The 24,529-nt window shown below is 41.4% G+C and carries 16 protein-coding genes, 1 tRNA gene and 1 riboswitch; of the genes, 11 read left to right on the top strand and 6 right to left on the bottom strand.

All coding sequences use genetic code 11. The features are described 5' to 3' along the window. Positions 1-23 precede the first annotated feature (23 nt). The 3 genes from CDH51_RS05480 to CDH51_RS05470 all read left to right on the top strand — a co-directional run bounded on the left by CDH51_RS05480 (position 24) and on the right by CDH51_RS05470 (position 8,711). Positions 24-3,278, top strand: coding sequence for a SusC/RagA family TonB-linked outer membrane protein (locus CDH51_RS05480; protein WP_100627620.1), 3,255 nt, complete (start codon positions 24-26; stop codon positions 3,276-3,278). Between the two features lie 51 nt (positions 3,279-3,329). Continuing rightward, positions 3,330-5,063, top strand: coding sequence for a RagB/SusD family nutrient uptake outer membrane protein (locus tag CDH51_RS05475; RefSeq protein WP_100627618.1), 1,734 nt, complete (start codon positions 3,330-3,332; stop codon positions 5,061-5,063). Between the two features lie 126 nt (positions 5,064-5,189). Continuing rightward, the gene (locus CDH51_RS05470) at positions 5,190-8,711 is read left to right on the top strand and encodes a VCBS repeat-containing protein (RefSeq protein WP_100627616.1); all 3,522 of its coding nucleotides are present in this window, start codon (positions 5,190-5,192) and stop codon (positions 8,709-8,711) included. On the opposite strand, the gene CDH51_RS05465 is transcribed toward CDH51_RS05470, so the two are convergent. Then, positions 8,708-9,469 (bottom strand): creatininase family protein, encoded by a 762-nt coding sequence (locus CDH51_RS05465; RefSeq protein ID WP_100627615.1) that lies wholly within the window; start codon positions 9,467-9,469, stop codon positions 8,708-8,710. The two genes, CDH51_RS05470 and CDH51_RS05465, sit on opposite strands and share 4 nt — an antisense overlap. Before the next feature lie 83 nt (positions 9,470-9,552). Between CDH51_RS05465 and CDH51_RS05460 the strand changes: the two genes are divergently transcribed. From CDH51_RS05460 to CDH51_RS05445, 4 genes are all read left to right on the top strand, one after another. Beyond that, positions 9,553-10,533 (top strand): N(4)-(beta-N-acetylglucosaminyl)-L-asparaginase, encoded by a 981-nt coding sequence (locus CDH51_RS05460; RefSeq protein ID WP_100627612.1) that lies wholly within the window; start codon positions 9,553-9,555, stop codon positions 10,531-10,533. Then, the gene (locus CDH51_RS05455; RefSeq protein WP_232724753.1) at positions 10,533-11,270 is read left to right on the top strand and encodes a copper homeostasis protein CutC; all 738 of its coding nucleotides are present in this window, start codon (positions 10,533-10,535) and stop codon (positions 11,268-11,270) included. The genes CDH51_RS05460 and CDH51_RS05455 overlap by 1 nt, the downstream gene beginning before the upstream one ends. Further along, complete coding sequence (locus CDH51_RS05450) at positions 11,267-12,805, top strand: FG-GAP repeat domain-containing protein (protein WP_100627610.1); 1,539 nt, start codon at positions 11,267-11,269, stop codon at positions 12,803-12,805. The genes CDH51_RS05455 and CDH51_RS05450 overlap by 4 nt, the downstream gene beginning before the upstream one ends. Positions 12,806-12,913: 108 nt before the next feature. Next, a complete protein-coding gene (locus CDH51_RS05445) occupies positions 12,914-13,375 on the top strand; it encodes a CBS domain-containing protein (RefSeq protein ID WP_026944896.1) in 462 nt (153 codons plus the stop codon). A gap of 27 nt (positions 13,376-13,402) precedes the next feature. Here the strand turns inward: CDH51_RS05445 and CDH51_RS05440 are convergent, their stop codons facing one another. The 4 genes from CDH51_RS05440 to CDH51_RS05425 form a co-directional block, all read right to left on the bottom strand. Then, positions 13,403-14,569, bottom strand: coding sequence for a trans-sulfuration enzyme family protein (locus CDH51_RS05440; RefSeq protein WP_100627608.1), 1,167 nt, complete (start codon positions 14,567-14,569; stop codon positions 13,403-13,405). 93 nt (positions 14,570-14,662) lie between these two features. After that, a riboswitch (SAM riboswitch) is annotated at positions 14,663-14,770 on the bottom strand. Between the two features lie 62 nt (positions 14,771-14,832). Next, on the bottom strand, positions 14,833-15,393 hold the full coding sequence (pth, locus tag CDH51_RS05435) for an aminoacyl-tRNA hydrolase (protein WP_100627606.1): 561 nt from the start codon (positions 15,391-15,393) through the stop codon (positions 14,833-14,835). A gap of 73 nt (positions 15,394-15,466) precedes the next feature. Beyond that, positions 15,467-16,048 (bottom strand): 50S ribosomal protein L25/general stress protein Ctc, encoded by a 582-nt coding sequence (locus CDH51_RS05430; RefSeq protein WP_100627603.1) that lies wholly within the window; start codon positions 16,046-16,048, stop codon positions 15,467-15,469. A gap of 25 nt (positions 16,049-16,073) precedes the next feature. Continuing rightward, the gene (locus CDH51_RS05425; RefSeq protein ID WP_100627601.1) at positions 16,074-17,000 is read right to left on the bottom strand and encodes a ribose-phosphate pyrophosphokinase; all 927 of its coding nucleotides are present in this window, start codon (positions 16,998-17,000) and stop codon (positions 16,074-16,076) included. Between the two features lie 200 nt (positions 17,001-17,200). On the opposite strand from CDH51_RS05425, the gene CDH51_RS05420 reads away from it, so the two are divergent. The 3 genes from CDH51_RS05420 to CDH51_RS05410 all read left to right on the top strand — a co-directional run bounded on the left by CDH51_RS05420 (position 17,201) and on the right by CDH51_RS05410 (position 23,856). Continuing rightward, entirely contained in the window at positions 17,201-20,215 is a 3,015-nt protein-coding gene (locus CDH51_RS05420; RefSeq protein ID WP_100627599.1) for a hypothetical protein, read from the top strand. Positions 20,216-20,316: 101 nt separating this feature from the next. After that, a complete protein-coding gene (locus CDH51_RS05415) occupies positions 20,317-23,028 on the top strand; it encodes a M14 family metallopeptidase (RefSeq protein ID WP_100627597.1) in 2,712 nt (903 codons plus the stop codon). A 99-nt stretch (positions 23,029-23,127) separates the two neighbouring features. Next, a complete protein-coding gene (locus tag CDH51_RS05410; protein WP_100627596.1) occupies positions 23,128-23,856 on the top strand; it encodes an EcsC family protein in 729 nt (242 codons plus the stop codon). 23 nt (positions 23,857-23,879) lie between these two features. Here the strand turns inward: CDH51_RS05410 and CDH51_RS05405 are convergent. Then, positions 23,880-23,952 (bottom strand) — tRNA-Gln (locus CDH51_RS05405). Positions 23,953-24,233: 281 nt separating this feature from the next. Here CDH51_RS05405 and CDH51_RS05400 point away from each other — a divergent pair. Then, the gene (locus CDH51_RS05400) at positions 24,234-24,485 is read left to right on the top strand and encodes a hypothetical protein (RefSeq protein WP_024281710.1); all 252 of its coding nucleotides are present in this window, start codon (positions 24,234-24,236) and stop codon (positions 24,483-24,485) included. The last annotated feature ends 44 nt before the right edge of the window (positions 24,486-24,529 follow it).

Here is a 24,529-nt window from a genome sequence, read left to right as displayed (position 1 = left end):
TAATCTTGTTACCCAATCTATCTATGTTTATGAAAAATGTTTACAAAAGTCTAAGTGCACTTCTTGTGCTCTTGGTATTAGCCAGTTCCGCAGCAATGGCGCAGCGGGTCGTAACTGGTACAGTGCTAGACGAATTTGATGTGGGCTTGCCGGGTGTTTCTGTTTTAGTAAAAGGAACCACCACGGGAACTGCCACAGACATTGACGGGAAATACTCCCTCAATGTACCCAATGACCAAGCAGTCTTGGTTTTCTCATTTATTGGTTATGGAACCATGGAGCAAGTTGTCGGAAACCGAAGTGTTGTCGACGTGAAATTGACTCCAGATGAGCAAACACTGACTGAGTTGGTTGTAACCGGTTATACAATTGATAGCCGAAGAGAAACGACTGGTGCGATTGCCACTGTAGATCCAAAGGATTTAACAGTCATTCCGACCGGTAATATTGAGCAAACTCTACAAGGACGTGTTTCCGGTGTGACCGTAATTACTAACGGACAGCCTGGTACCACATCCATTATCCGTGTTCGTGGTTTCGGTGCCTTCGGAGGTAACCAACCATTGTACATTGTAGATGGTGTGCCAGTTGGATCTACTGACTTCTTGAACCCAGATGATATCGAATCAACTACCGTATTGAAAGATGCCGCAGCTGCTTCTATCTATGGTGCTCGTGCGGCAAACGGGGTTATTATTTACACCACCAAGCGAGGAAGAAAAGGAAATCAGAAGCTTCGAGTAGATTACAATGGTATGTTTGGTGTTACTACACCAGGTCAAGGTCTGGATATGATGAACCCTGCGGATTTCGCAGAGTACACATGGTTGGCTGAAACTAATCAGGCTAGAATTGATGGAAGAGCTCCAAATTATGAGCATCCTCAGTTCGGAACAGGCTCTACTCCCGTACTTCCATACTACATCAACGTAGGTGGCCAAGCTGGCGTACCAGGACCATTTACTCCTGCTCAGATTGAAGAGCAAAGAGCCCTTTATAATGTAGATCCTACTAAGGGTCCTATCCATCAATTGGTAAGAGCCGCTACTGGAGAAGGAACGGACTGGTATGGTGCTGTTACCCGTAACGCACCTCTTAATAGACATTCCATCGGTTTGAGTGGTGGTTCTGAGACAAGTAGATTCTTTCTTGGACTAGGTATTCAGGACCAGGCCGGTATTTTGCTTAATAATGACTTCAGAAGAATTAGTTTCCGTGCTAATTCAGAGTTTGATGTAACCAAGCGTTTGAGAATCGGAGAGAACTTCCAAGCTACTTATAGAAGAGCTCTAGGAATTACTGGTGGCTCGGGTGGTGCAGGTAGTTCAGCTGAAGAAAATGATATTCTTTCTGCTTTCCGTATGCCTTCTATCATTCCTGTTTATGATGAGTTTGGTGGATATGCAGGTACTGCAGCTAGAGGATTTAATAACCCTAGAAACCCTGTAGCATCCCGTGATGGTTTAGTTGATAATAGAAACTTTAATGCCAATATTTTTGGTAATGTGTATGCTGAATACGATATCCTAGATGATTTAAGATTCAGAACATCCATTGGTGGTCAGTATAACAATTATTACTTCTACGGATACTCTAGACTTCAATACGAAAACTCTGAGAATAACTCAGCTTTTGGATATAACGAAGGAGCAGGTTATGTATTTGGATGGACTTTCACCAATACCCTTTCTTGGAAGCGTACCTTCGGAAAGAATGCATTTGATGTAATTGTAGGTCAGGAAGCTTTGAATACCGGAGCAGGTAGAAATATCTCTGCTTCTGGTCAGAATCCATTCTCTCAGGATCCAGACTTCATCAATATTTCTAATTTGCCTGTTTCTTCAAGGATTGTGAATTCAGACCTTTTCAGAGGGGTAAACTTTAGCTCTTATTTTGGTCGTGTGAATTATACATTCAATGATAAGTATCTATTCAGTGCAGTACTTCGTCGTGATGGATCTTCTCGATTTGGTGCGAATGCTCGATATGGTACTTTCCCTGCATTCTCTGCAGCTTGGAGAATTTCATCTGAAGACTTCCTTTCCAGCGCTACTTGGATTGATGACTTGAAAATCCGAGGTGGTTGGGGACAAATGGGTAACTCCAATAACGTAGACCCGAACAACCAGTTCTCACTATTCGGTGGTACTGTAGGAGCTTCTTCTTACGATATTACAGGTTCTAACTCTTCTGCACAGATTGGTTTTAGAAGAACTCGTATTGGTAACCCGAATGCACAGTGGGAAACTGCTGTAACTCAGAATATTGGATTTGACGGTACATTCTTCAACGGAAGATTAGATGTAATCTTTGACTGGTGGAAAAAAGATACCAAGGATCTATTGTTCCAAGTTCCAATTCCTTTGACTGCAGGTAGTAATGCTGCACCTCCTTCAGTAAATATCGGTCAAATGTTGAATAGAGGTCTAGATCTTTTGGTGACTACTAGAGGTAATCTTTCTTCAGAGTTTACTTACGAGTTGACAGTTACTGGTTCGACTTTGAAGAATGAGATTGTTTCTTTGGCTCCAGGCCTTGATTTCATTACTTCTATCAACCCTTCATTCAGAGGTATTCAGCCAATTCGTAACCAAGTAGGTCAGTCACTTTCTGCTTTCTTTGGATACAGACAGATTGGATTGTTCCAAAGCGATGAAGATGTAGCTTCTCACGCTACTCAGGTTGGTGCCGCTCCAGGTCGTTTGAAGTTTGAGGATATCAACGGTGATGGAGTTATTGATCCAGATGACCGTACATTCTTAGGTTCTCCAGTTCCTGATTTCACAGGTGGTGTCAATTTCACTGTAGGTTACAAAGGATTTGACCTTTCTGCTTACCTGTACACTTCTATCGGAAATGAGGTATGGAACCAGTCTAGATGGTTTACTGATTTCTTCCAAACCTTTGAAGGCGCTGCTATTTCTGAGCGTTTGAAGAACTCTTGGTCTCCACAGAATCCAAATGGTACTGTGCCGATTGTAGAAAGAACAACTAACTTCTCTACTTCAGAGCAAGCTAACTCTTACTACATGGAAGATGGATCTTATTTGAGACTTCAGAACGTAACTTTCGGATATACCCTTCCTCAAAATCTTCTTGAGAAGTGGAATCTTCAAAGATTGCGTGTATTCGCTTCTGCAAACAACCTATTTACTATTACAGGTTATGAGGGTCTAGATCCAGCAGTAGGTGGTGCAGCTGATACCAACTTTGGTATCGATGTGGGTAACTATCCAGTTACTAGAGGTTACACTTTCGGTCTGAATCTCAGCTTCTAAGCGTAACAAATCCATACGAATCGAGTTATAGAAATTATAATAGATTAACAAATGAAAAATTTTAAATTAAAAATCGGAGCCCTATCATTATCAGCAATGATGATGGTAGCAGTGAGTTGTAGCGACGAGTTCCTCGAGGTACCGCCTACAGGTTTGCTTGCAGAAGCCCAGCTGTCATCTTTGGCAGGTATTGAAGCTTCTCTTATCGCAGCCTATTCGCAGGTAAACGGTCGAGGTAACCGTCTTGGTTCTCCATCCAACTGGGTATGGGGAAGTATTAGAGGGGGAGAGGCTAATAAAGGTACTGACCCTGGAGATTTTGCGACAATTAACCCTATTCAACGTTTTGAGAACAATTCCGCCTCAGGAGAAATGGGATCAAAGTGGAATGTTGCTTATGAGGGAATTGCTCGTGCTAACAACGTGTTGAGATTATTGCAAAATCCAGGTCCGGATGTCACTGAATCTGATGCAGTAAGACTTGCAGCACAAGCACGTTTCTTGAGAGCACACTTTTACTTTGAGTTGAAGCGTGACTACGGAGATACTCCTTATGTGGATGAGAACATCGATTATGGTTCTGGTCTTGAGGAAGTAAGCAATAATCAGGATTTGTATCCATTCATTGAAGCTGATTTCCAGTATGCAGTGGATAACTTGCCGCCTACACAAGGTCAAGTTGGCCGTGTAAATTCATGGGCAGCAAAAACATATCTTGCTAAAGTATACCTCTATCAGAATAAGTACGCTCAAGCAAAAACATTGTTTGATGATGTGATTGCAAATGGTGTTACTTCTAATGGATTGAAATACGACTTGGTACCTTATTACGATGACATGTTCCGTGGAGCAAATGATAACCACCAAGAGTCTGTTTGGGCATACCAAGCGGCTGCTGGAACTGGTTCGGTATTGAATGCTAACCCTGAGTTTGACTTGAACTTCCCATACAATACTGGTCCTGCTGGTCCAGGTAACTGTTGCGGATTCTTCCAGCCAAGCTTTACATTTGTAAATGCTTTTAGAACGGATGCAAATGGTCTTCCTTTATTGGATAAGTCCTACAATGATCCTGCTAACAGAGTGAAGAATGATCAAGGGTTACAATCAGCAGATCCATTTACTCCTGATGCTGGAAATCTAGATCCACGTTTGGATCACACTGTAGGTCGTAGAGGTATTCCTTACCTAGATTGGCAAGATCATCCAGGTACTGCTTGGATTCGTAACCAACCTAATGGAGGCCCTTACTCTCCTAAGAAGTATGTATATGCTCGTTCTGAGCAAGGTTCCTTCCAGGATAACTCTTCTTGGACTCCAGGTTACACTGGTATTAACTTCATGATCATTCGATTTGCTGATGTCTTGTTGATGTCTGCAGAGGTTGATATCGAAACTGGAAACTTGGAAAGTGCTCGTGCTAAGGTAAACCGTGTACGAGAAAGAGCTATCAACTCTGAATTATTGAGAGAAGATGGTACTCCTGCCGCTAACTATGTGATTTCAACTTACGATCAGCCTTGGACAGACGCAAACGTTGCTAGAACTGCTGTTCAAATGGAGCGTATGCTAGAACTAGGAATGGAAGGTCATAGATTCTATGACTTAGTAAGATGGAACACTGTACAGGAAGAGCTAGACTTCTACTTTGCACTTGATGGAACTATCCTGACCGGTGCTTTGGGTGGAGCTAGATTTACTGATCAATACAGATTAGTTCCAATTCCACAAGATCAAATTGACTTGGTTGGAGCCGATATTTTGATTCAAAATCCTGGTTTCTAATCAACCGATTAAATACTTTAAAAGAGGCCCTAGAGGCCTCTTTTTTTTTGCTTTTTTTAAAAGGTATATTTTTCAAAGCATCAGTAAAATTGTAATTTCAAATCATCAATATACCCGCTAATCCCTATGAAAATCACCCAATATTTACTTCTGATTTTATCTTTTTACCTCCTGGTTTCTTGTCAAAAATCAGATACACTTTTTGAGTTAAAACCATCCAATCAAACGGGTATTGATTTCAATAATGAAATCATAGAAAGCGACTCATTTAATATTTTGACTGATGAATATATTTTCAATGGGGGAGGTGTAGCCGCTGCGGATTTTGATCAAAATGGCCTTGTTGATTTGTTTTTTACAGGGAATCAGGTTCCTAATAAGCTTTACCTAAATCAAGGCAATTTCAAGTTTACTGATGTGTCAGATGAGACTGGGATTTCAGCAACTGAAAAGTGGTGTACGGGGGTAACGGTAGCAGATGTCAATGGAGATGGCTGGATGGATATCTATGTGGTAGCAGCCATGAAAACGGGAGAAGGGGAGCGAAATAACTTGTTGTTTATCAATCAGGGGAAAGATGATCAAGGTAAGATTTCCTTCGTTGAAAAAGCTGGAGAATTCGGAATAGCAGATCCAGGAAACGGAATGGGAGCTGCCTTTGTGGACTATGACTTGGATGGCGATTTAGATTTATATGTGCTCAATAATGAGCAGAGTAAAATTGTTCCTTCCAACTATCGAGAAAAAATCACGAATGGTTCAGCTATCAACAATGATGCTTTTTACCGAAATAATGGTGATGGGACATTTACGAATGTTACTGTAGAAGCGGGAATTACTATCGAGGGCTTTGGTTTAGGCTTGTTGATTTCAGACTTGAATAATGACGGCTGGCCTGATATTCATGTTTCCAATGATTATGTCACAAATGATATTTTATATATCAATAATCAAGATGGCACTTTTTCCAATCAGATATCTCAGAAGCTCAAGCACCAAAGTCAATTTTCTATGGGCTCTGATATTGCGGATTTCAATAATGACATGATGCCTGATATTATCACTTTGGATATGTTGGGTGAGGATAACTATAGAAAGAAAACTACTATCGGCAAGAACTCCTATCAGGTCTACATCAGTAATGAACAATGGGGCTATGAGTATCAGCATGTGCGAAACATGTTGCATATGAACAATGGTCCGGAAGCTCCATTTAGTGAAATAGGCATGCTCGCAGGTATGTATCAAACTGATTGGTCTTGGTCTCCACTTTTTGGAGACGTCGATCATGATGGATGGAGAGACCTTTTGGTCACGAATGGATTTCCACGAGATATTACTGATAAAGACTTTGCTAATTACAGGGCAGACGTAGGAAGTATTGCCACCGTAAGGCAGCTTTTGGATTCTATTCCAATTGTCAAAATTCCAAATTATGCTTTCAAGAATGCAGGAGACCTGACTTTCAAAGATAGTGGTGAGGCATGGGGTTTGGATAGGCCTTCATTTTCCAATGGTGCAGTACTAGTCGATTTGGATAATGATGGGGATTTGGATTATGTAATTAACAATATCAATGATCCCGCTTTTGTCTTCGAAAATCATCTAGAAAAGCGGCAAGAGAAAGGATCATACCTTAGAATTGATCTTTCCGGACCTCAATCCAATCCACAAGGCCTGGGAGCTAAAGTGGTTTTGACACTGAATGATGGGCAAAAATTATTTCAAGAACAACAGCTAGTCAGAGGTTATATGTCAACCTTGGAACCTACCATGCATTTTGGTGTTGGACCAGGTAAAACTGTTGAAGATCTTTTGATCATTTGGCCAGATGGAAAGGAGAGTAAATTAGCAAACCCAGAACTTAATTCAACTTTTAAGGTGGCCTATTCGGAGGCAAATCAAGGCAAAAACGCACTGGCGATCTTGGATTTTGGTAGCTCCGAGCAATTATTTGAAAACGTTTCTGAAGCGGTAGGTCTCAACTTTGTGCATGAAGAGCAGGATAAAATCGATTATAACGTACAGCGGACTTTACCTCATAAATTGACCCAGTTTGGGCCTGCATTGGCTGTTGGGGATATAAATGGGGATCAAATGGAAGACTTGGTGATAGGTTCCTCTTCCGGTTTTATGCCTCAAGTATTTTTTCAAAATGCGGACGGTACGTTTAATCAAAGACAGCTATTGGATGATAATTCAGCCAATTTTGAGGAGATGGGAATTCTACTTTTTGATGTAGATAATGACGGAGACTTAGATATGTATTTGGTGGGAGGAAGCAATGAATTTTTACCTAATTCTCAAGAATATAATGATCGCTTGTATCTGAACGATGGAAGTGGGAATTTTCTGAAAGATGAGAGTTTTAATCAAGTAAAAGCCAGTGGAAGTGTAGTAAGAGCTGCTGATTTTAATCAGGATGGTTTTCTGGATCTTTTCGTTGGAGGGAGAACTCCTTTTGCACAATACCCCTATCCTGAGAAGAGTTTTCTTTTGATCAATGAGAACGGAAGTCTAAAAGATAAAACTGAGGAATTGGCTCCTGAGCTTCAGAAAATCGGGATGATAACTGATGCCATTTGGTCAGATGTAGATTTGGATGGGGATATGGATTTGGTAGTGGTAGGGGAATTGATGGCTATTCAGATATTCCAAAATAACTCTGGTAAACTGACTCCTATGAATGAAACGGGTCTTCAGCAACACTTAGGATGGTGGAATTCCATTGCTTCAGGAGACTTTGATCAAGATGGGGATGTCGACTTTGTAGTGGGGAATTTAGGAGCTAATAATCACTATCACCCTACGGCTGAAATGCCCTATAAAGTTTATGCAAAAGACTTTGATAAAAATGGAAGTGTAGACCCTGTGATATTTTCTTGGTATAAGGATCGGGCAGGGAATTTCAATTCATTTCCAAGCCATTTCTGGGATGATTTGTATGGGCAGAGCACGCTTTTTAGGAGGAAGTTTGAGCGGTATAAAACCTACGCAACGGCCACAGAGCAAACTCTTTTCACAGAGGAAGAACTTCAGGAAGCTTTGATCTTAGAAGGTAATTTTGATCGTTCGTCTTACGTGGAGAATTTAGGTGATGGAATGTTCAAGATTCATGAACTACCAATCGAGGCCCAGCTAGCTCCCGTAAATGGTTTGGTAGCTGATGATGTCAATGGAGATGGTATTCTGGATATTCTACTGGTAGGAAATGACTTTGGGAATGAGATATTCATCGGTAGATTGGATGCATTGAATGGTTTGATCCTTCTTGGAGATGGTAAAGGGAATTTTGATCCAATGAATGCTTCTGAGAGTGGATTTATTGTTCCAGGAGATGCCAAAGCATTGGTAAAGCTAGCTCGAAATTCAGGTAGTCCTTTGTATATAGCTTCGCAAAATAGAGGCGAGTTGAAAGCATTTCATTCCAATCAAACCGTCGAACAAACTATAGAGCCTGGTCAGGAAATAACTGCTATACTCATCGAAACGACCGATGGAAGATCTATCCGTCACGAACCTGTAATGGGTTCTGGTTTTCTCTCTCAAAGTTCGCGGGAAGTTCGACTTCCTGCTAACTTGAAATCGCTCAAAGTGATTGATTACAAAGGGGATAGTAAGGATATAGATTTAAGTATCTTGAACTAGCGGTAGAGCTCATCAGGTTTTGCTGCGCAGATATCTACCATAAGTTCGGCAACTTTGTCCGTCACTGCATCAAAATAGTGCTGTCCTTTTTCAGGGCTTGCTTTTTTGGGGTTTCCAATGCCAGTATCCTCAGTCACCTGAGACCATTTGCGTTCTGCCCAAGCCCATTTTTCCCGAATACCTTTAATGGTGGATTTCTTTTCGTGTCCGTCACCAGCTTCTTCAAGAGGTAAGACCAATTCGGGGTGAAGGTATTGGATTAATGCGGTTTCCATTTCGTCAGCATGATCTCCCGCTTCTTCGAAAAACTGGCTTTTATCCAAGGCCTGAAACCAATTGCAGGTGAAAAGAAGCATATTCGGAAACTTTAGGCCTAATTCCCGTAGCGCTGTTTTAAAGTCATTTCCTCCGTGCGAATTGAGAATCAAAAATTTGCGCACCCCTTGTCTATCCATCATTTCTAAGATGTCTCTAATGATGGCCATTTGTGTGCTTGGATTCATATTAATATCCAGATAAATGTCTGCTTGTCCTGTATTGACCCCAAATGGAATAGTCGGGAGTATCACCACATTGGCACCTTTGTCCCAAGCCTTTCTTCCAGCCTCTGCACCGATAGCATCTGCTTCATAGACATCCGTACCGTAAGGCATGTGATAATTGTGAGCCTCCGTCGCTCCCCAGGGCAATACGGCGAGTTCATAGCGATGCTTTTTTAAATATTTCCAGTTTGTTTCTTTAAGCAGATAAGGCTTCATAAAAATTTGGTAGGGTTTACTTTAATTTTTGATTAAATAGACCTGAAATTGATAATTTCAAGAATTAACCCAATTTAGTTTCCATGTCTCAAAGAAGAAAATTTATCAAGAAAACACTTTTAGGCTCGGCAGTTTTAATCCCGGGTGTGAACCAGGCTTTGCCGATTTTTCAATCATCATCAAAACCTGCAGATGGCCCACTTATTCTATCCACTTGGAATCATGGAATTCCCGCCAACGCCGCTGCTATCAGTGCATACAAGCAGACGGGGAGCATAGTTGATGCAGTGGAGATTGGTGTAAAAGACACAGAGCTTGATATGGAAAATCTATCAGTGGGTCTTCAAGGACTTCCTGACCGCGAAGGTATCACCACGCTCGATGCTTCGATTATGACTGGTGATGGATCTTGTGGGTCAGTTGCTTTTGTCAGGCAGGTGAAGCATCCGATCTCGCTTGCAAGGGCAGTGATGGAAAAGACTCCCCACGTGATGCTGGCAGGGGAAGGAGCGAGACAATTTGCCATTTCGCAAGGTTTTCCCATCGAGGAGGAAAAACTCAGTCCAAAGGCTCAAAAAGCTTACGATGAATGGAAAAAAACCAGTAAATACAAGCCTGTCATCAATATTGAGAATCATGATACCATTGGAATGATTGGAATGGATGATAAAGGGAATTTTGCAGGAAGCTGTACGACAAGTGGCTTAGCCTACAAGATGCACGGGAGAGTGGGAGATAGCCCGATTATCGGGGCAGGTCTCTATGTAGACAATGAAGTTGGTGCAGCAACTGCCACCGGTTTGGGTGAGTCTATTATTCGTATCTGTGGTAGCTTTTTGATTGTTGAGTTGATGCGCCAAGGCAGAACTCCTCAGGAAGCATGCGAAGAGGCTGTAAGAAGATTGATTTCCAAAAACAGGAAGGATATTGCTGGTATTCAAGCAGGCTTTCTCGCTATCAATAAAGAGGGGCAAGTCGGAGCTTTTGCCGTGCAACCCGGATTCAACTTTGCCCAAGCTACTCTTTCCAATAATGAATTGATTGACTCCAAAAGTCACTTTTGATGTCCATATTACTAGAAGCACCCGTTTTTAATATACAATCAGCTCTAGATGCAGCCCGATTTGGGGTACATCGCTTGGAGTTATGTGCTAATTTTCCCGAGGGGGGTGAAACACCGAGCGTAGGAATGCTGGAAGTTCTGAAAAGTGAGCTGGATATTCCAGTTTTTGTAATGATACGCCCCCGAGGAGGAGATTTTTGCTATTCGCCAAAAGAACTCTTGGTGATGAAGCGTGATATCGAGGCCCTTGGAAAAGCTGGTGCCGATGGCTTTGTATTTGGAGTATTGGACCCGAAAGGTGCTATTCAAAATGATGCATGTGAGAGCCTGCTTCGAGCAGCTTCAGGCAAGCCCTGTACCTTTCACCGAGCCTTCGATGCATGCCAAGATCCTGAAAGAAGTCTTGAGGCCATTATTCAGCTAGGTTTTCAACGTATTTTGACCTCGGGTGCTCGAAATTCCGTCACGGAAGGAATGGATTTGATCGAGAAGCTGATGCAAATGGCGGGTGATCGAATTATCATCATGCCTGGTGGTGGGTCAAAGCCTGAGCATGTAAGTCATCTTCAGAAGTATTCAAACTTTCAAGAGATTCATGCTTCATGCAAAACAAAAGTACTTTCCCCCAATCAATTTATAAATCCTGAGGTTAGTTTTACGAGTAATCCAGATGATTTCAAATACCATCTGGGAATAGACGCTAATTTGGTAAAGGAATTTTTGGAGGCAGGGAAATGAAGGGAAGATTAATAGTTTTATTTTTTCTAGTACTTAACTGGGCTTGTGAGCCTATTTCTGAGCGAAAGCAACCTGTCCCTAGTCTTTATCAGCTTTCTCAAATGGATCTGAATTTGGACGGGGAAAAATTAGCCGAATTGTACTGTGGTAATTGCCATTTGATGCCAGATCCATCCATTTTGGATAAGGTAACCTGGAAAGAAAGTGTGCTGCCGGATATGCGAATGCGAATGGGGCTATACCTAGAGGAGGATTTTGGGGTTACGCTACCTCAAGACCGAGGAGTTCCTTCAGGGATTTATTCTGACATTCCACTTATTAAGAAGGATGATTGGGAGAAGTTGCGGGATTATTATCTCTCCAAAGCACCGGATTTTCCTCTTCCACAGAAAGAAAAGATAGCACCTGAATTGGGAATTCCTGGCTTTGAGGTGTTGATGCCAGCCTTTGATTTTGTTTATCCTGATTTGACCACGATGATTCATGTGGACAGCGATTCGAGGATTTGGCTAGGACATCGATTCAAAAAACTCTTTCATTTGGAAGTTTCAGAAAACCCTACGCTTCTTGACTCCTTGAATACCGGCATTGCCCCAGTCTCGATATCAAAGAGTGGGAATTCTTTCGAGCTCTTGACTATGGGTTTGATGGACCCATCAAATGACTCGCTGGGTAATATTGTTCGATTTGATCCCAATGAGGGAGAATGGATGAAGGATATTATTCAGGAAAAATTAATGCGTCCGGTTCATGTTTCCTGGGGGGATTTAAATGGGGATGGCCTTCAAGATCGTGTGATTTCGCAATTTGGAAATCACCTGGGAAAGCTTAGTGTGTTTTTCGGTGGGGATGAAGAAAACGAGGAAGTAGTATTGAAGGCACTGCCTGGTGCCCGAAAGACAGAGTTGGTTGATTGGGACGGGGATGGAGATTTGGACATTGTAGGGATGATGACACAGGCGGCTGAAGGTATTTTTCTTTGGGAAAATCAAGGAGAAGGAAGGTTTTTCGAAAGGATTTTGCTCCAGTTCCAGCCTGCCTTCGGCTCCAGTGATTTTCAGCTCCTCGATATGAATAATGATGGGAAACTGGATCTTGTCCTCGTCAATGGCGACAATGCAGACCAATCCCAGATTTTGAAAAACTATCATGGTGTGCGAATTTTCATTAATCTTGGTGAAAATGAATTTGAGGAAAGTTGGTTTTATCCCATGTATGGTGCAAGTGGAGTGGAAGTCGCTGATTTTGATCAAGATGGGGACTTGGATATCGTAGCGATTTCCTTTTTTCCGGATAAAAGTCAAAAACCAAAAGAGGATCTGATTTTCTTTGAAAATAAGGGCAAGAATCAGTTTAAACCCTATTTACCAAAAGTTCAATTTGATACCAATTATCTGATTCTTTCAAAAGGAGATGTTGATGCGGATGGAGATTTGGATATTTTGGTAGGTAGTTTTGATTTTAATGACCTTTACAAAGGACCTTCTGAAAAGTGGCGACCAATTTTATTGATAAAGAATAAAATTTTTAATTAATCAATTATATCAAAATAAAAGTCTGAAAATATATATTTTTTAGTTTAATGATTGGATTTCAAGCTTAAATTCAGTAGTTTATAAGTTCGCTTTAAAAAAATCTCAATCATGGTTAAAAGTTTTCAAGGAGTAAGACTAGCGGAGCCAAAAAGAAATACTCCGGCTCCCATTTTGGTCAGAGATCACATGAGTACCAATTTGGTGACTTTTCATCCGGAAGACACCATTGACCAGGTACTTGAGGTGCTGACAAAAAGAAAAATATCCGGAGCCCCGGTGGTGGATGAATCAGGGGGCTTGGTAGGAATCATTTCCGAGGTAGATTGTCTGAAAGAAATCATCAAAGGGAAATACACCAATACACCGAAGTTTCCTGCAAAGGTAAAAGAGCACATGAGCACAGATGTGATGACTTTATCACCGGATCTATCGCTTTTTGATGCAGCAGGAAAGTTTTTAGAGCTTAAGATACGTCGTTTTCCAGTTTTGAAGGATAATAGATTAGTAGGGCAAATCAGTCTCAGTGATATTATTCGGGCCTTTCCTAAACTCAAGCATACGACTTGGTGAAATTTTAAGCGACTCTAAGTCGCTTTTTTATTTGGATCCTTCCAAGGCTCGTTCCACATCCTTTACAATATCCTCAGGATGTTCTAATCCAACTGAAAGCCTGATAAGTCCAGGGTGAATGCCTACTTTTTCCCGCTCCTCTTCAGTAAGCTTGCTATGTGTGGTAGAGGCAGGGTGCGTAATGATACTTCGGCTATCTCCAAGATTTGCAGTGATAGAGATCATTTGTAGTTGATCAATGAATCGTTGTGCCCGACTGATGCCACCCTCGAGATTTAAGGTTACTATTCCTCCTCCCTGACTCATTTGTTTTTGAGCAAGGTGATGTTGAGGGTGAGATTTTAGGAATGGGTACTTTACTTCATTTATGCCCGATTTCCCCTCAAAGTAGCTGGCAATTTTTAATGCGCTTTCACAATGCCTGTCCATACGAACAGCCAGTGTTTCCATGCTCTTTGATAGCATCCAAGCATTGAAAGGTGAGATAGCAGGACCCGTATGTCGGGTAAAAAACTGAACCTCTTTGATCAGGTCTTTTTTGCCTAAAATCAGTCCACCTAAGACGCGTCCTTGCCCATCGATGTATTTCGTAGCACTGTGCGTGACGATATGGGCACCCCATTTGGCAGGCTGCTGCAAATAGGGAGTCGCAAAGCAATTGTCCACTACCAAAATCAGATTGTGTGCAGCGGCGAACTTTCCTGCCCACTCCAGGTCGATGATTTCCAGACCTGGGTTGGAAGGGGTTTCCAAAAAGAGCATTTTCGTATTCGGCTGTAAAAGCTTTTCCCAGTTTTGATAGTCCGAAATATCTCCATAAGTGGAGGTGATTCCCCATTTTGGAAAGACTCGAGTGAGTAATTGATGAGTAGAGCCAAAAAGTGAGCGTGCCGCCAAGACATGGTCTCCTTGCTGGAGGAGAGAGGCTATACTTCCAAACATCGCTGCCATTCCGGAGGCAGTAGCTACCCCATCTTCAGTTCCCTCTGCTCGACAGACCTTTTCGATCAATTCTGAGGAATTGGGATTAGCGTATCGGGAATAAATATTTCCTGGGGTTTCATCAGCAAAAGTCGCTCTAGCTTCTTCAGCAGAATCGAATGTAAAGCTTGATGTCAGAAAAATAGGGGCTGAGTGTTCCCGCTCGTTGGTTCGGGATTGGGTTCGGATTGACTCTGTTTCGAAATGTGCCATAGATTAATTTTTTTGGAAAAATCAGGCTATGCGACTGATAAAGATTTTCCCAAAAATTCACACCGAACCAGAAATAGGGGTAGATTTTACGCCAACTTATAGTTCCCAATTTGGGTAGGATTTGGCACCTTTCCCGAAGAAATTTCGGGATGGTTGCCAGAGGGTCATGGAGCCTATTCTCTCGCCTCTTCTTTATAAATCAGTTGCCTGAAGTGATACAAATAAAGAGGGAGATTTGGTCATTTCCAAATCTCCCTTTTAAATCAGTCATTAAATTGGGTCATAGTTTGGGATATGCCTATGGTACAGAACCCAAAAATCATTTCTATGGCTTTGTCCATCATAATGGGTAACTCATCAAACTCATTTTGAGTAAATCTACCTAAGACATAATCTACCTGTCGCCCTTTTGGGAAGTCATCTCCAATCCCCATTCTTAGTCTCGGATAGTCTTGCCCTCCGCACAGCGCTTCAATGTTTTTTAGTCCATTATGACCGGCAGAGCTCCCTTTGGCACGCATTCGTAATTTGCCGAATGGAATAGCAACGTCATCGACTAGAACGAGTATATTTTCCTTCGATACGTTGAGCTCTTTCATCCAATAGTTGACAGCCTTACCACTGAGATTCATGTAAGTGGTAGGTTTGATTAAATGTAGTGTTCGCCCTTTATGCTTGATTTCAGTTTTGAAGGCTAAGCGGTCACTTTTCCAGTCTGCACCTGTTTTTTCAGCTAGTCTATCCAAAGTCAGAAACCCAATATTATGCCTTGTGAGCTCGTATTCCGGTCCAATATTACCTAGTCCTACTATTAGATATTTCATGCTTATGCTGTCCTGTATGAAAATAAAAAAATCCTGCCCTTTGGAGGCAGGATTTGATCAAGATTCTAATTGATTATTCCTCATCGCCACCTTTTTTGCCACGAAGTGCTCTTGGAATTCCGATAGTCACGATGGATACATTTGGACTCGTTAGAATTTCAAAGTTCTCAGGCTTCAATTCGCCTACTTTGAAAGACTTTCCAAGATCAAGCTTAGAAATATCAACCTCAATGAAATCAGGGAAATCCTTTGCAAGTCCCTTTACTTTCAATGATCTGGTTTTCAATTCTAGTTTACCACCTTTTGTGATACCAGGAGAGTTACCTACTACTTTCACTGGAATCTCAAACTTGATAGGTCTGTCTTCAGTGTAAGCCATGAAGTCCACGTGAAGTAAAACTTCACTGACTGGATGGAACTGCGCATCTTTCAACACAGCCTTGATGTGAGTTCCTTCAACGTTAAGGTCTACCAAGTGAACCTCAGGAGTGTAGATCAAGTCTCTGAAAAGGATAGCAGGACTGTGGAAGTGAATCTGCTCAGGGATACCTGGTCCGTACACTACGCAAGGTACGCTACCTGATTCTCTGATTTCTTTCAAACTCGCACTGTCGAGATTTGCTCTTTTAAACCCTATAATCTCTAGTGTTTTCATGTGTATTTGTATTTAAAATTGGTTTTTAGATAAATAAGGAGCTGATAGAAGTATTACCTGTCACAGCGTGGATTGCCTTTGAAAAAAGGTCCGCTACAGTGAGTACATGTATTTTGGATGATTTCTGTTTTAGTGGAATCGTGTCTGTAATGACTAATTCTGCTAAAGCGGAGTTTTCGATATTTTCATAAGCCTTTCCAGAAAGAACTCCGTGCGTTGCAATTGCTCTGACTGATTTAGCTCCTTTGTCCATGATTATTTGGGCAGCTTTGCAAAGTGTACCTGCTGTGTCTACCAAATCATCTACTAAAACCACATCCTTTCCTTCTACATCTCCAATCACCTGCATAGAGGCGATTTCGTTGGCTCTTTTTCTATGCTTATCACAGACGACCATTTCTACTTCAAAATGCTTTGCGTAAGCCCTTGCTCTAGCTACACCACCCACATCAGGAGAGGCGAAAATGAGATCCGGCAGGTTCAGCATTTGCAAATAGGGCACAAAGATAGCTGATCCATTCAAATGATCCAATGGTATGTCAAAAAATCCTTGAATTTGACCAGCATGTAGATCACAGGTCATGATTCTGTCCGCACCAGCTGAAGTGAGCATATTGGCTATTAATTTTGCCGCGATAGATACCCGAGGTCGATCTTTACGGTCTTGTCGGGCATATCCAAAGTAAGGGATAACTGCACAGACCTTGTAAGCACTGGCGCGCTTGGCCGCATCGATCATGAGGCAAAGTTCCAGAATATTATCACTAGGAGGATTGGTTCCTTGGATAATAAAAACATTGCATCCACGAATGGATTCATTGTAGCTTGGAGACATTTCCCCATCGCTGAATCTCGATAGGGTTAAATCGCCAAGATTTTTTCCAAAATTCTTTGAAATTTTCTTGGCAAGATCTGTACTGTTTGATCCTGCAAATATTTTGACCTCGGACATGAATGGGTTGATTTAGAAGGAAGCGGTTTTGTTTTGATTTGAAACAAAAGTAAGAATTTTTGATGGGGATGGGAAAGGACAAAGATTTTCTAAATGGTTTGTTGATTTTCCGGATGTTTAAAAAAAATGCTCAGGTTTTTTTATGAACCTTAATGAATCTGTATCTTTAAGAATATCAGCTTTTTAAAACTCTTTTTGACATGAATCATTCAAAACCTCTTCACTTAACTATAAGTCTAAATGACGCTGATGGGAATCCTGTCCCTATAGAAACAATTGAAATCAATGGGAAAATTTTTTCGGCTGAGTTTTCAGATAAAAAGGAAACTCAGGAGGAAAAAGTGATTGAAGATGCGGTCGTGGTACCGATTGTGACTGACGTTGTAGAAGATGAAAAAAATACACCAAAAGAAAAGGATAAGATAGGAATCCAAGAAATCAAACCAGTTGACTCTTCTGATGAATTTGATACTCTAGAAAAATTTGGAGGGAACGCCTTCCATCGGATGTTTTGGGGTACTCTGAAATATGAGACTCAAGACAACAATCGCTGCAAAGTTACTTATCAAGGAGAAGAGGGCGTTTTTTCATCCGAATATATCGGAATGTGGTTAGAGCCTTCCCGCGTACATAGGAGTAGTTTTGAATATCCAGAGAGAGGGCGAAATTATTTTCCAGGTGCCCTTACGGTTGTTTACTCACGAGTTTTGGAAGTTTTGGATGATAAAAATCTACTCGTTGATTTCCCTTACAATGGAGGGGACCTTGAAAGCCCCAAGGTGATGGAAAAGCAAGATGGAATCTTCTTTTTTGACAATCGATTTGCTATTGAGTCATGGGCGTCCTCAATCAATAGAAAATCCACCCTCAAAGCTAGGGCGGGACAAGTTTATGGAGTATTGGGGATGCCGAAAATAGTGGTGCCTCCCGATAGTACGTGGAACTTTGAAACTCTAGGGGAAGGACCTTCAGCAGCTATTCATTTAATGTGGTCTGACGCTTTCAATGGTGATAAATTTGGGAGAGGTTTGGAGCAGCCGGGCAGTTTTAGTGAAACCTTTGGCGAAAATGGAGCGCTATTCCATTTACCGGACATGGGAAAAGTGGATATAAATTTTGAATGGCAATTTTTGCCTTCTAATTATTCACAGCGAGTAGTGCAATTTGGGTCTCCTAATGGCTTGATTTTTTCTGATTCTTCCGCATTCAGTTATCAATACGGGCTTAAAAGGTTTAGAAACACAGATCAATATCGTATTCGAAAGGCAATGGAAGATGCTTTGGGATTCGTTCGGCCGGGTACTTCCTTTTCAATGCCCAACCAAGGATATTGTAATGGTGGAGGTATTCATGACGAAAGAGATGTCAAGGAGTTTTGCACCTATCGCTTTGAAGGGGACTGGTTTTCGAAAGATTTAAATAATATGAAAGCCAGGCAAAGCGGTGGACTACGTATAGAGTGGGAAGGAGTTAGCCCTGTTCAGCGAGGGAGATTCATAGAATTGGAATCCCTAAAACCCTTTAGGTTTGAAGGAATCAGGCTTAGAATGCTTGATCATCAAACTATCGAACTTGATGATCCGAATTTTAGCTGGTATCATTTGGCATGTCAGGAATGGACAGGAGGAACAAGTACAAGTTCGGAAACTGTCCATTTAATTGTAGATGGATTTAGAGTTGGATTGAACTCTAATGGGGATCATTGGTTGGTTCACGGAGATGAAGACTTGTCAGGTGTCTCCTTTTCTGCAAGGCAGGTCAAGACCTTTGATAAAATTCCTACAAAAGGCGATATAATTTCCCAAGATCTAGATGACTTTTCAAAAAATGGAATCATAGGTAAAAAAGGCCCTAATGTCTTAGAAATCTGGGGGTGGAGCGTCCAAAAGGGAGATGTATTCACGTTTGCAGGCCAAAAGTTTGAAATAATCAAAACCAATCGGAAATGGAAGACTTGGGCACAATTTGCCGAGCAGTATTCTTCTCCTCCTTCTAGGTTAAAAAGAGGAGATCGAAGAGTGACTTATACTGAAATTGAATTGGATAAGCCTATAGATGATCCGGTTTCGTCAATTGAGCTGAAAGTAGAAAAAAGTGCCCTAGAACACCTTCTGGATGGAAGAGTAATTGAAGGGTGCCAAGCCGTTTGGAACTTTGGTAATGACTCCCCGGGGCATTTGATGTATACTGACTACAATGTAAACATGGTCATGAAGAATGTGGAAATTCATGGAATGATCCGTAGTACGTCCCGGCCTCTTTGGACCGAAATAAGTGAAGAGCTATCTGGAACTGTAAAGTCCCTTTCGGTTGGAAGTTTGGGAAGCGATAGTTGGAAAAAAGGAATGTCTGTAGTTCTCTTCGATCCCCATTCAGGGATAAAAGAAGAGCTTGTTTTGTCAAAAAGCTATTCTGGTAAGGCAGAGAGAATTTATGTGGAGCCTAAAGAGTTATCTAGGACTTTTCCCAAAGGTTCTATTTTAACTTGTATGTATTCATTATGCTCTGAAGCCCGTTTTGAGAATGTGTTTTTTGTAAATGAGGATTTAAGTCCATGCTATTCAGAGCGTATTGATTATCGACCACAGGGGCTTCGACTTCGCCAATTATTGACAGATAATGATAGTTTTCGAGTTAAAATAAAAGGGGGTAGAATAAGTTGGTATAGCAATTTGGATAATTTGTTTGAGCCAGAAGTGGAGCTTTCGAATCATCCTCATTTGGTCAATCCAAAATCTGTGGTACCTGTAATCCTTAACCCAATTTTTATAGATAAAAAAGGTGCCCGGTTTGGCTTTCAACAAAAAGGAACTAAAATACAGGAGCTTTATTTTCCCAATAGAGTAGTTGTACGGGATCAGTTTGAGGTTGATTTGAGCAATTCTGAGATTCAGGCAGACCTTTGGATAGAGGGGAATGGGAAGATTATTCTGGATGGATTCAAATCACTCAATTTTGAAGAAAATAATCAAGAAATGGCCTACGGATTCAATCTGACAATTCAAGAGAGATTCTCTAAAATTCAGAAATTGATATTAAAAGGTAAAGAAGGATCATCGGCCTTAAACGTTGCTTCAAAAATACCTATAGGAGCTCTCGAGATAGATTTAAAAGATTGGGAGCTTCAACCAGGGATTTTTAATGCAGGCGGTTTTCAGACTCAGCAGAATAAAAATGATCCTGATTATAAAAAGTATATTAAAATCGAATCCTAATTTTTCCGATCCTGTAAAAATTCCGATAAAGAGGTTACTTACTACAAGGACCTCTTTTTTTTAGTTTATTTTAGAGAAATGATCAATCGCAAATCACGCTTATGACAAAAAATTTATTAAAACTGTTTCTAGTCGTTTTACTCTTCTCAGGGATAAAACTTCAAGCCCAGCAAGTGCCCACACCTCAATCTCATTTTGGGTTTGAAATAGGGGATGATTATATGCTGGCAAACTTTACCCAAGCTGAGGCTTACTTCAAGAAGGTATCAGAGGCCTCTGATCGAGTCATGTTGACCAGTATTGGCAAGACTGAATTTGGGCGGGATCAACCCATGATGATAGTTACAGCACCTGAGAATTTTGCAGAACTGGATCGCTACAAAGAAATTTCTCAAAAACTCGCTCGGGCTGAAATGACGAGGGAGGAAGCAGAGGAACTCATCAAACAAGGGAAGCCTGTGGTTTGGATTGACGGTGGCCTTCATGCGAATGAAGTGGTAGGAGCACATCAACTCATCCAAACACTGTATGAACTCGCATCTGGAAATGATGAGGAGACGCTTAAAATTCTTGACAATGTCATCATTCTATTAGTTCATGCTAACCCAGATGGAATGGAGATCATGTCGGATTGGTATATGAGAAAGGAAGACCCGACAAAAAGAGATCAAAACATCCCAGTTCTTTATCAAAAGTATGTTGGGCATGATAATAACCGGGATTTTTACATGAACAATATGTCTGAGGCTACCAATATTTCGCTTCAGCAATATGTAGAGTGGATCCCACAGATTATCTACAATCACCATCAGTCAGGCCCTCCAGGATCTGTAGTGGCAGGCCCTCCATACCGAGATCCATTTAATCATGTTTTTGACCCATTGATCATCACCAGCCTAGATGCAGTAGGTGCTGCGATGATCAACCGAATGCATCAGGAAGACAAGCCTGGATACACCCGCTTAGATGGCTCAGTTTTTTCTACTTGGTGGAACGGTGGACTTCGTACAACACCATATTATCACAATCAGATAGGTATTCTTACCGAAATTATCGGGAATCCCACACCATCTCAGGTGCCTTTGGTTCCAGAGCGATTGATTCCGAATAATGGTACTCCATACCCTGTCACACCAAGAGATTGGCACTTCAAGACTTCTATTGATTATTCTGTGTCGCTGAATTATGCGATTCTCAATCACGCGGTTCGGCATGGGGATGAATTGCTGAGGAATATCTATCTCATGGGTAGAAGATCCATAGAGAAAGGCCAAAAGGATACTTGGACTCCTTATCCAAAATATGCGCAAGCTGTAGAAGATGCTTATGAGAAAGCTCGTGATGAAGGAAAGGTGCAGGCTTCCAGAAATTGGCGTTCAGGTTTGCCTCGTGAATTTTATGAGGAGGTTTACCAAGATCAGGAACGCAAGGATCCCTATGGCTATATTTTGCCTGCAGATCAGGCAGATTTTCCTACTGCGATTAAGTTTTTAAATGCTTTGATCAAATCAGGGATAAAAGTTCACAAAGCCACACAAGATTTCAACGTCAATGGAAAGTCATATCCAGCTGGTTCATACATTGTGAAAACGGCACAAGCATTTCGTCCACATGTGATTGATATGTTTGAACCCCAAGATCACCCCAATGATTTCTTGTACCCTGGAGGACCTCCAATTCGCCCTTATGATGCTGCAGGATGGACACTTGCCTTTCAGATGGGTTCAGAAATTGATCGGATTATGGAAGATTTTGATGGGCCTTTTGAGGCAGTTCCTTATGGTGAAATACAGACTCCACCAGCCAAGTCTTTAGCTAATGGCTCAGGATACCTGATTGATATTCGAGGAAATAATGCCTTCATGGCTGTAAATGATCTATTGAAAGCGAAAGTGAAGGTTTTCAGAACTACCGATACTGTGGATGGTTTACCAGCAGGGTCGTTTTATGTGGGATCAGCTGGTAAGACTATTTTGCAGAAGGCTGCCCAAGAGTATGGTGTCTATGGCAAGCCTAGCTCCAAGCCACGAGAACTGAAAGAAATAAGCCCCGCAAGAATAGGTTTGTATGATTATTATGGTGGATCTATGCCGTCAGGTTGGGTAAGATGGATGCTAGAGCAGTTTCATTTTGATTTTAAGCAGGTGTTTGCACAAGAAATCAATGCGGGCAACCTGAATGAAAACTATGACGTGCTGCTCTTCATCGGGCCTGGAATCCCATCAGTCGGAAGTCGTGGGGGAGGTCGTTCTCAGCCAGATGCTTCTGAAATCGATGAGCAGTATCATCATATGCTTGGTAATTTCACCGCTCAAGAGTCAGTTCCTGCAGTCAGAGAGTTTATTGAGAATGGAGGGCAAGTGATCACTGTCGGGTCAGCTACAGAGTTAGCTTTTCACTTGAATCTACCAGTCAAAGATGCGCTCGTAGAAATGAATTCTGATGGAGAAGAGCGTCCGCTTAGTGGAGAGAAATACTATATACCGGGGTCAGTTTTGGAAATGAATGTAGATAACACCCAGCCTATCAATTATGGAATGGGATCAACATCCTATATCATGTTCAACCGATCTCCAGTATTCAAGCTTACTCCTGAAGCAAGTAATAAAGGAGTAAAAGCGATCGCTTGGTTTGGTGAAGAAGAGCCGCTTCGAAGTGGCTGGGCTTGGGGTCAATCTTATCTTAGAAACGGAGTGACAGCTTTTGAAGCAGGCTTAGGAAAGGGTAAATTCTATGCCTTTGGACCTGAAATCACCTTCCGTGCACAGTCTCATGGGACATTCAAAATGTTGTTTAACGGGCTCTATAAGTAATAATTAAGATTCCGAATTGAAAGGCCATATTCTAATTAGGATATGGCTTTTTTTTTCAGCAAAGTTTAAACTCCTCTCATCAATTTCGTTTATTGAGGTATGGATACTTATCAGCACTATGTTCAAGCAGAACTTACATCATGGCTATATATGATGAAAAAACCACCTTCCATAGGAGGTAGGCTGACTCACGGTGTGCAGCGAAAAATTAATCAGATTATCCCGGACAAAATTCACAAGGTAGTTACTGCTGCCATTGAGAATATAGTCAAAGCGGTCATTACGGGATCCTCTTGGATTGTACCGAAAGCTTCTGAAAGCCTTTCTTTGAAAGAGCGTGAAATGAAAGTGCGAACCCGAATCAAATGGTACCGGAATTCGGCTTCTGCAGAGGGGGCTATCACGGGGGCAGGAGGGATTTTAATGGGTTTTGCGGATTTTCCAGCTTTTCTGGCGATCAAGATGAAAATGCTCTTCGATATAGCTGCTCTCTATGGATTTGATACCAAGAATTATCAGGAGAGGCTTTTTTTGCTCTATGTTTTTCAGCTAAGCTTCTCCTCCCAAAAACGTCGGAACGAACTGATCGAGCGTATAGAAAATTGGGATTCGTTTAAAGAGAATCTTCCTAAGACTTATGATGAGTTTGATTGGCGTACTTTTCAGCTAGACTATCGCGATTATATTGACCTAGCTAAGCTTGCCCAGCTCATTCCTCTCGTAGGAGCACCTGTCGGAGCATTGGCTAATTATAAGCTAAGTGAGCAGCTTGGAAGGAATGCGATGAATGCTTATCGCCTGAGGATGCTAGAAGCAAAAAAGCCCTAAATCTCTCGAAATAGGGCTTTTTGTTGGTCTACTAGGGCTCGAACCTAGACTCTTCTGAACCAAAATCAGACGTGTTGCCAGTTACACCATAGACCAGTTTGGGATGGAAGTCCTTGCGACCTCCCTTAAAGTGACACAAAGGTAGAATTCTGTATTTTTTTTTCCAAGCTAGACATGAAAGATTTTTCAATTATTTATTTAAACTAAAGACTTTTTCATTACGTCAATAAAAAAATTATGAAAAAAAATCGCTTAATTTTTTCTTCGCAATCGATTGAAAAATTACAATACTGTTAATATTCAGTTACTTATGTTGATAAAATGAAAATATTTACCTTGTTTTGCTTCGAATTTTAAGAAAACACAACTCGAAAGCTATGAAAGTAGAAAAAATGGAAAAGACTGTAATCGAAACAGTCAACAAGCTTGAGAAGCTGAAGGTGGGAGAATCTTTGGCTGCTGAATTGTCTTGGTGCTGGTTTAGCTACAAGAATGACCAAAATCCAGTGGGACTTGTAGAGAAGTCTGAGAAAGCCTTAGAATTGTTTAAGGCAGCCCGTGAGAAAAACAGCCGTGCTGTTTCCAAGAAATTGGTAGAGGATCTCGAGAAGATCTTGGTACTTAACTAAACAAAAAAAGGGCTGATTATTCAGCCCTTTTTTATTGATGCCTA

It is taken from the genome of Algoriphagus formosus, from assembly GCF_002807035.1.
GTDB lineage: Bacteria > Bacteroidota > Bacteroidia > Cytophagales > Cyclobacteriaceae > Algoriphagus > Algoriphagus formosus.
This window is presented reverse-complemented; position numbering and strand designations above follow the sequence as displayed.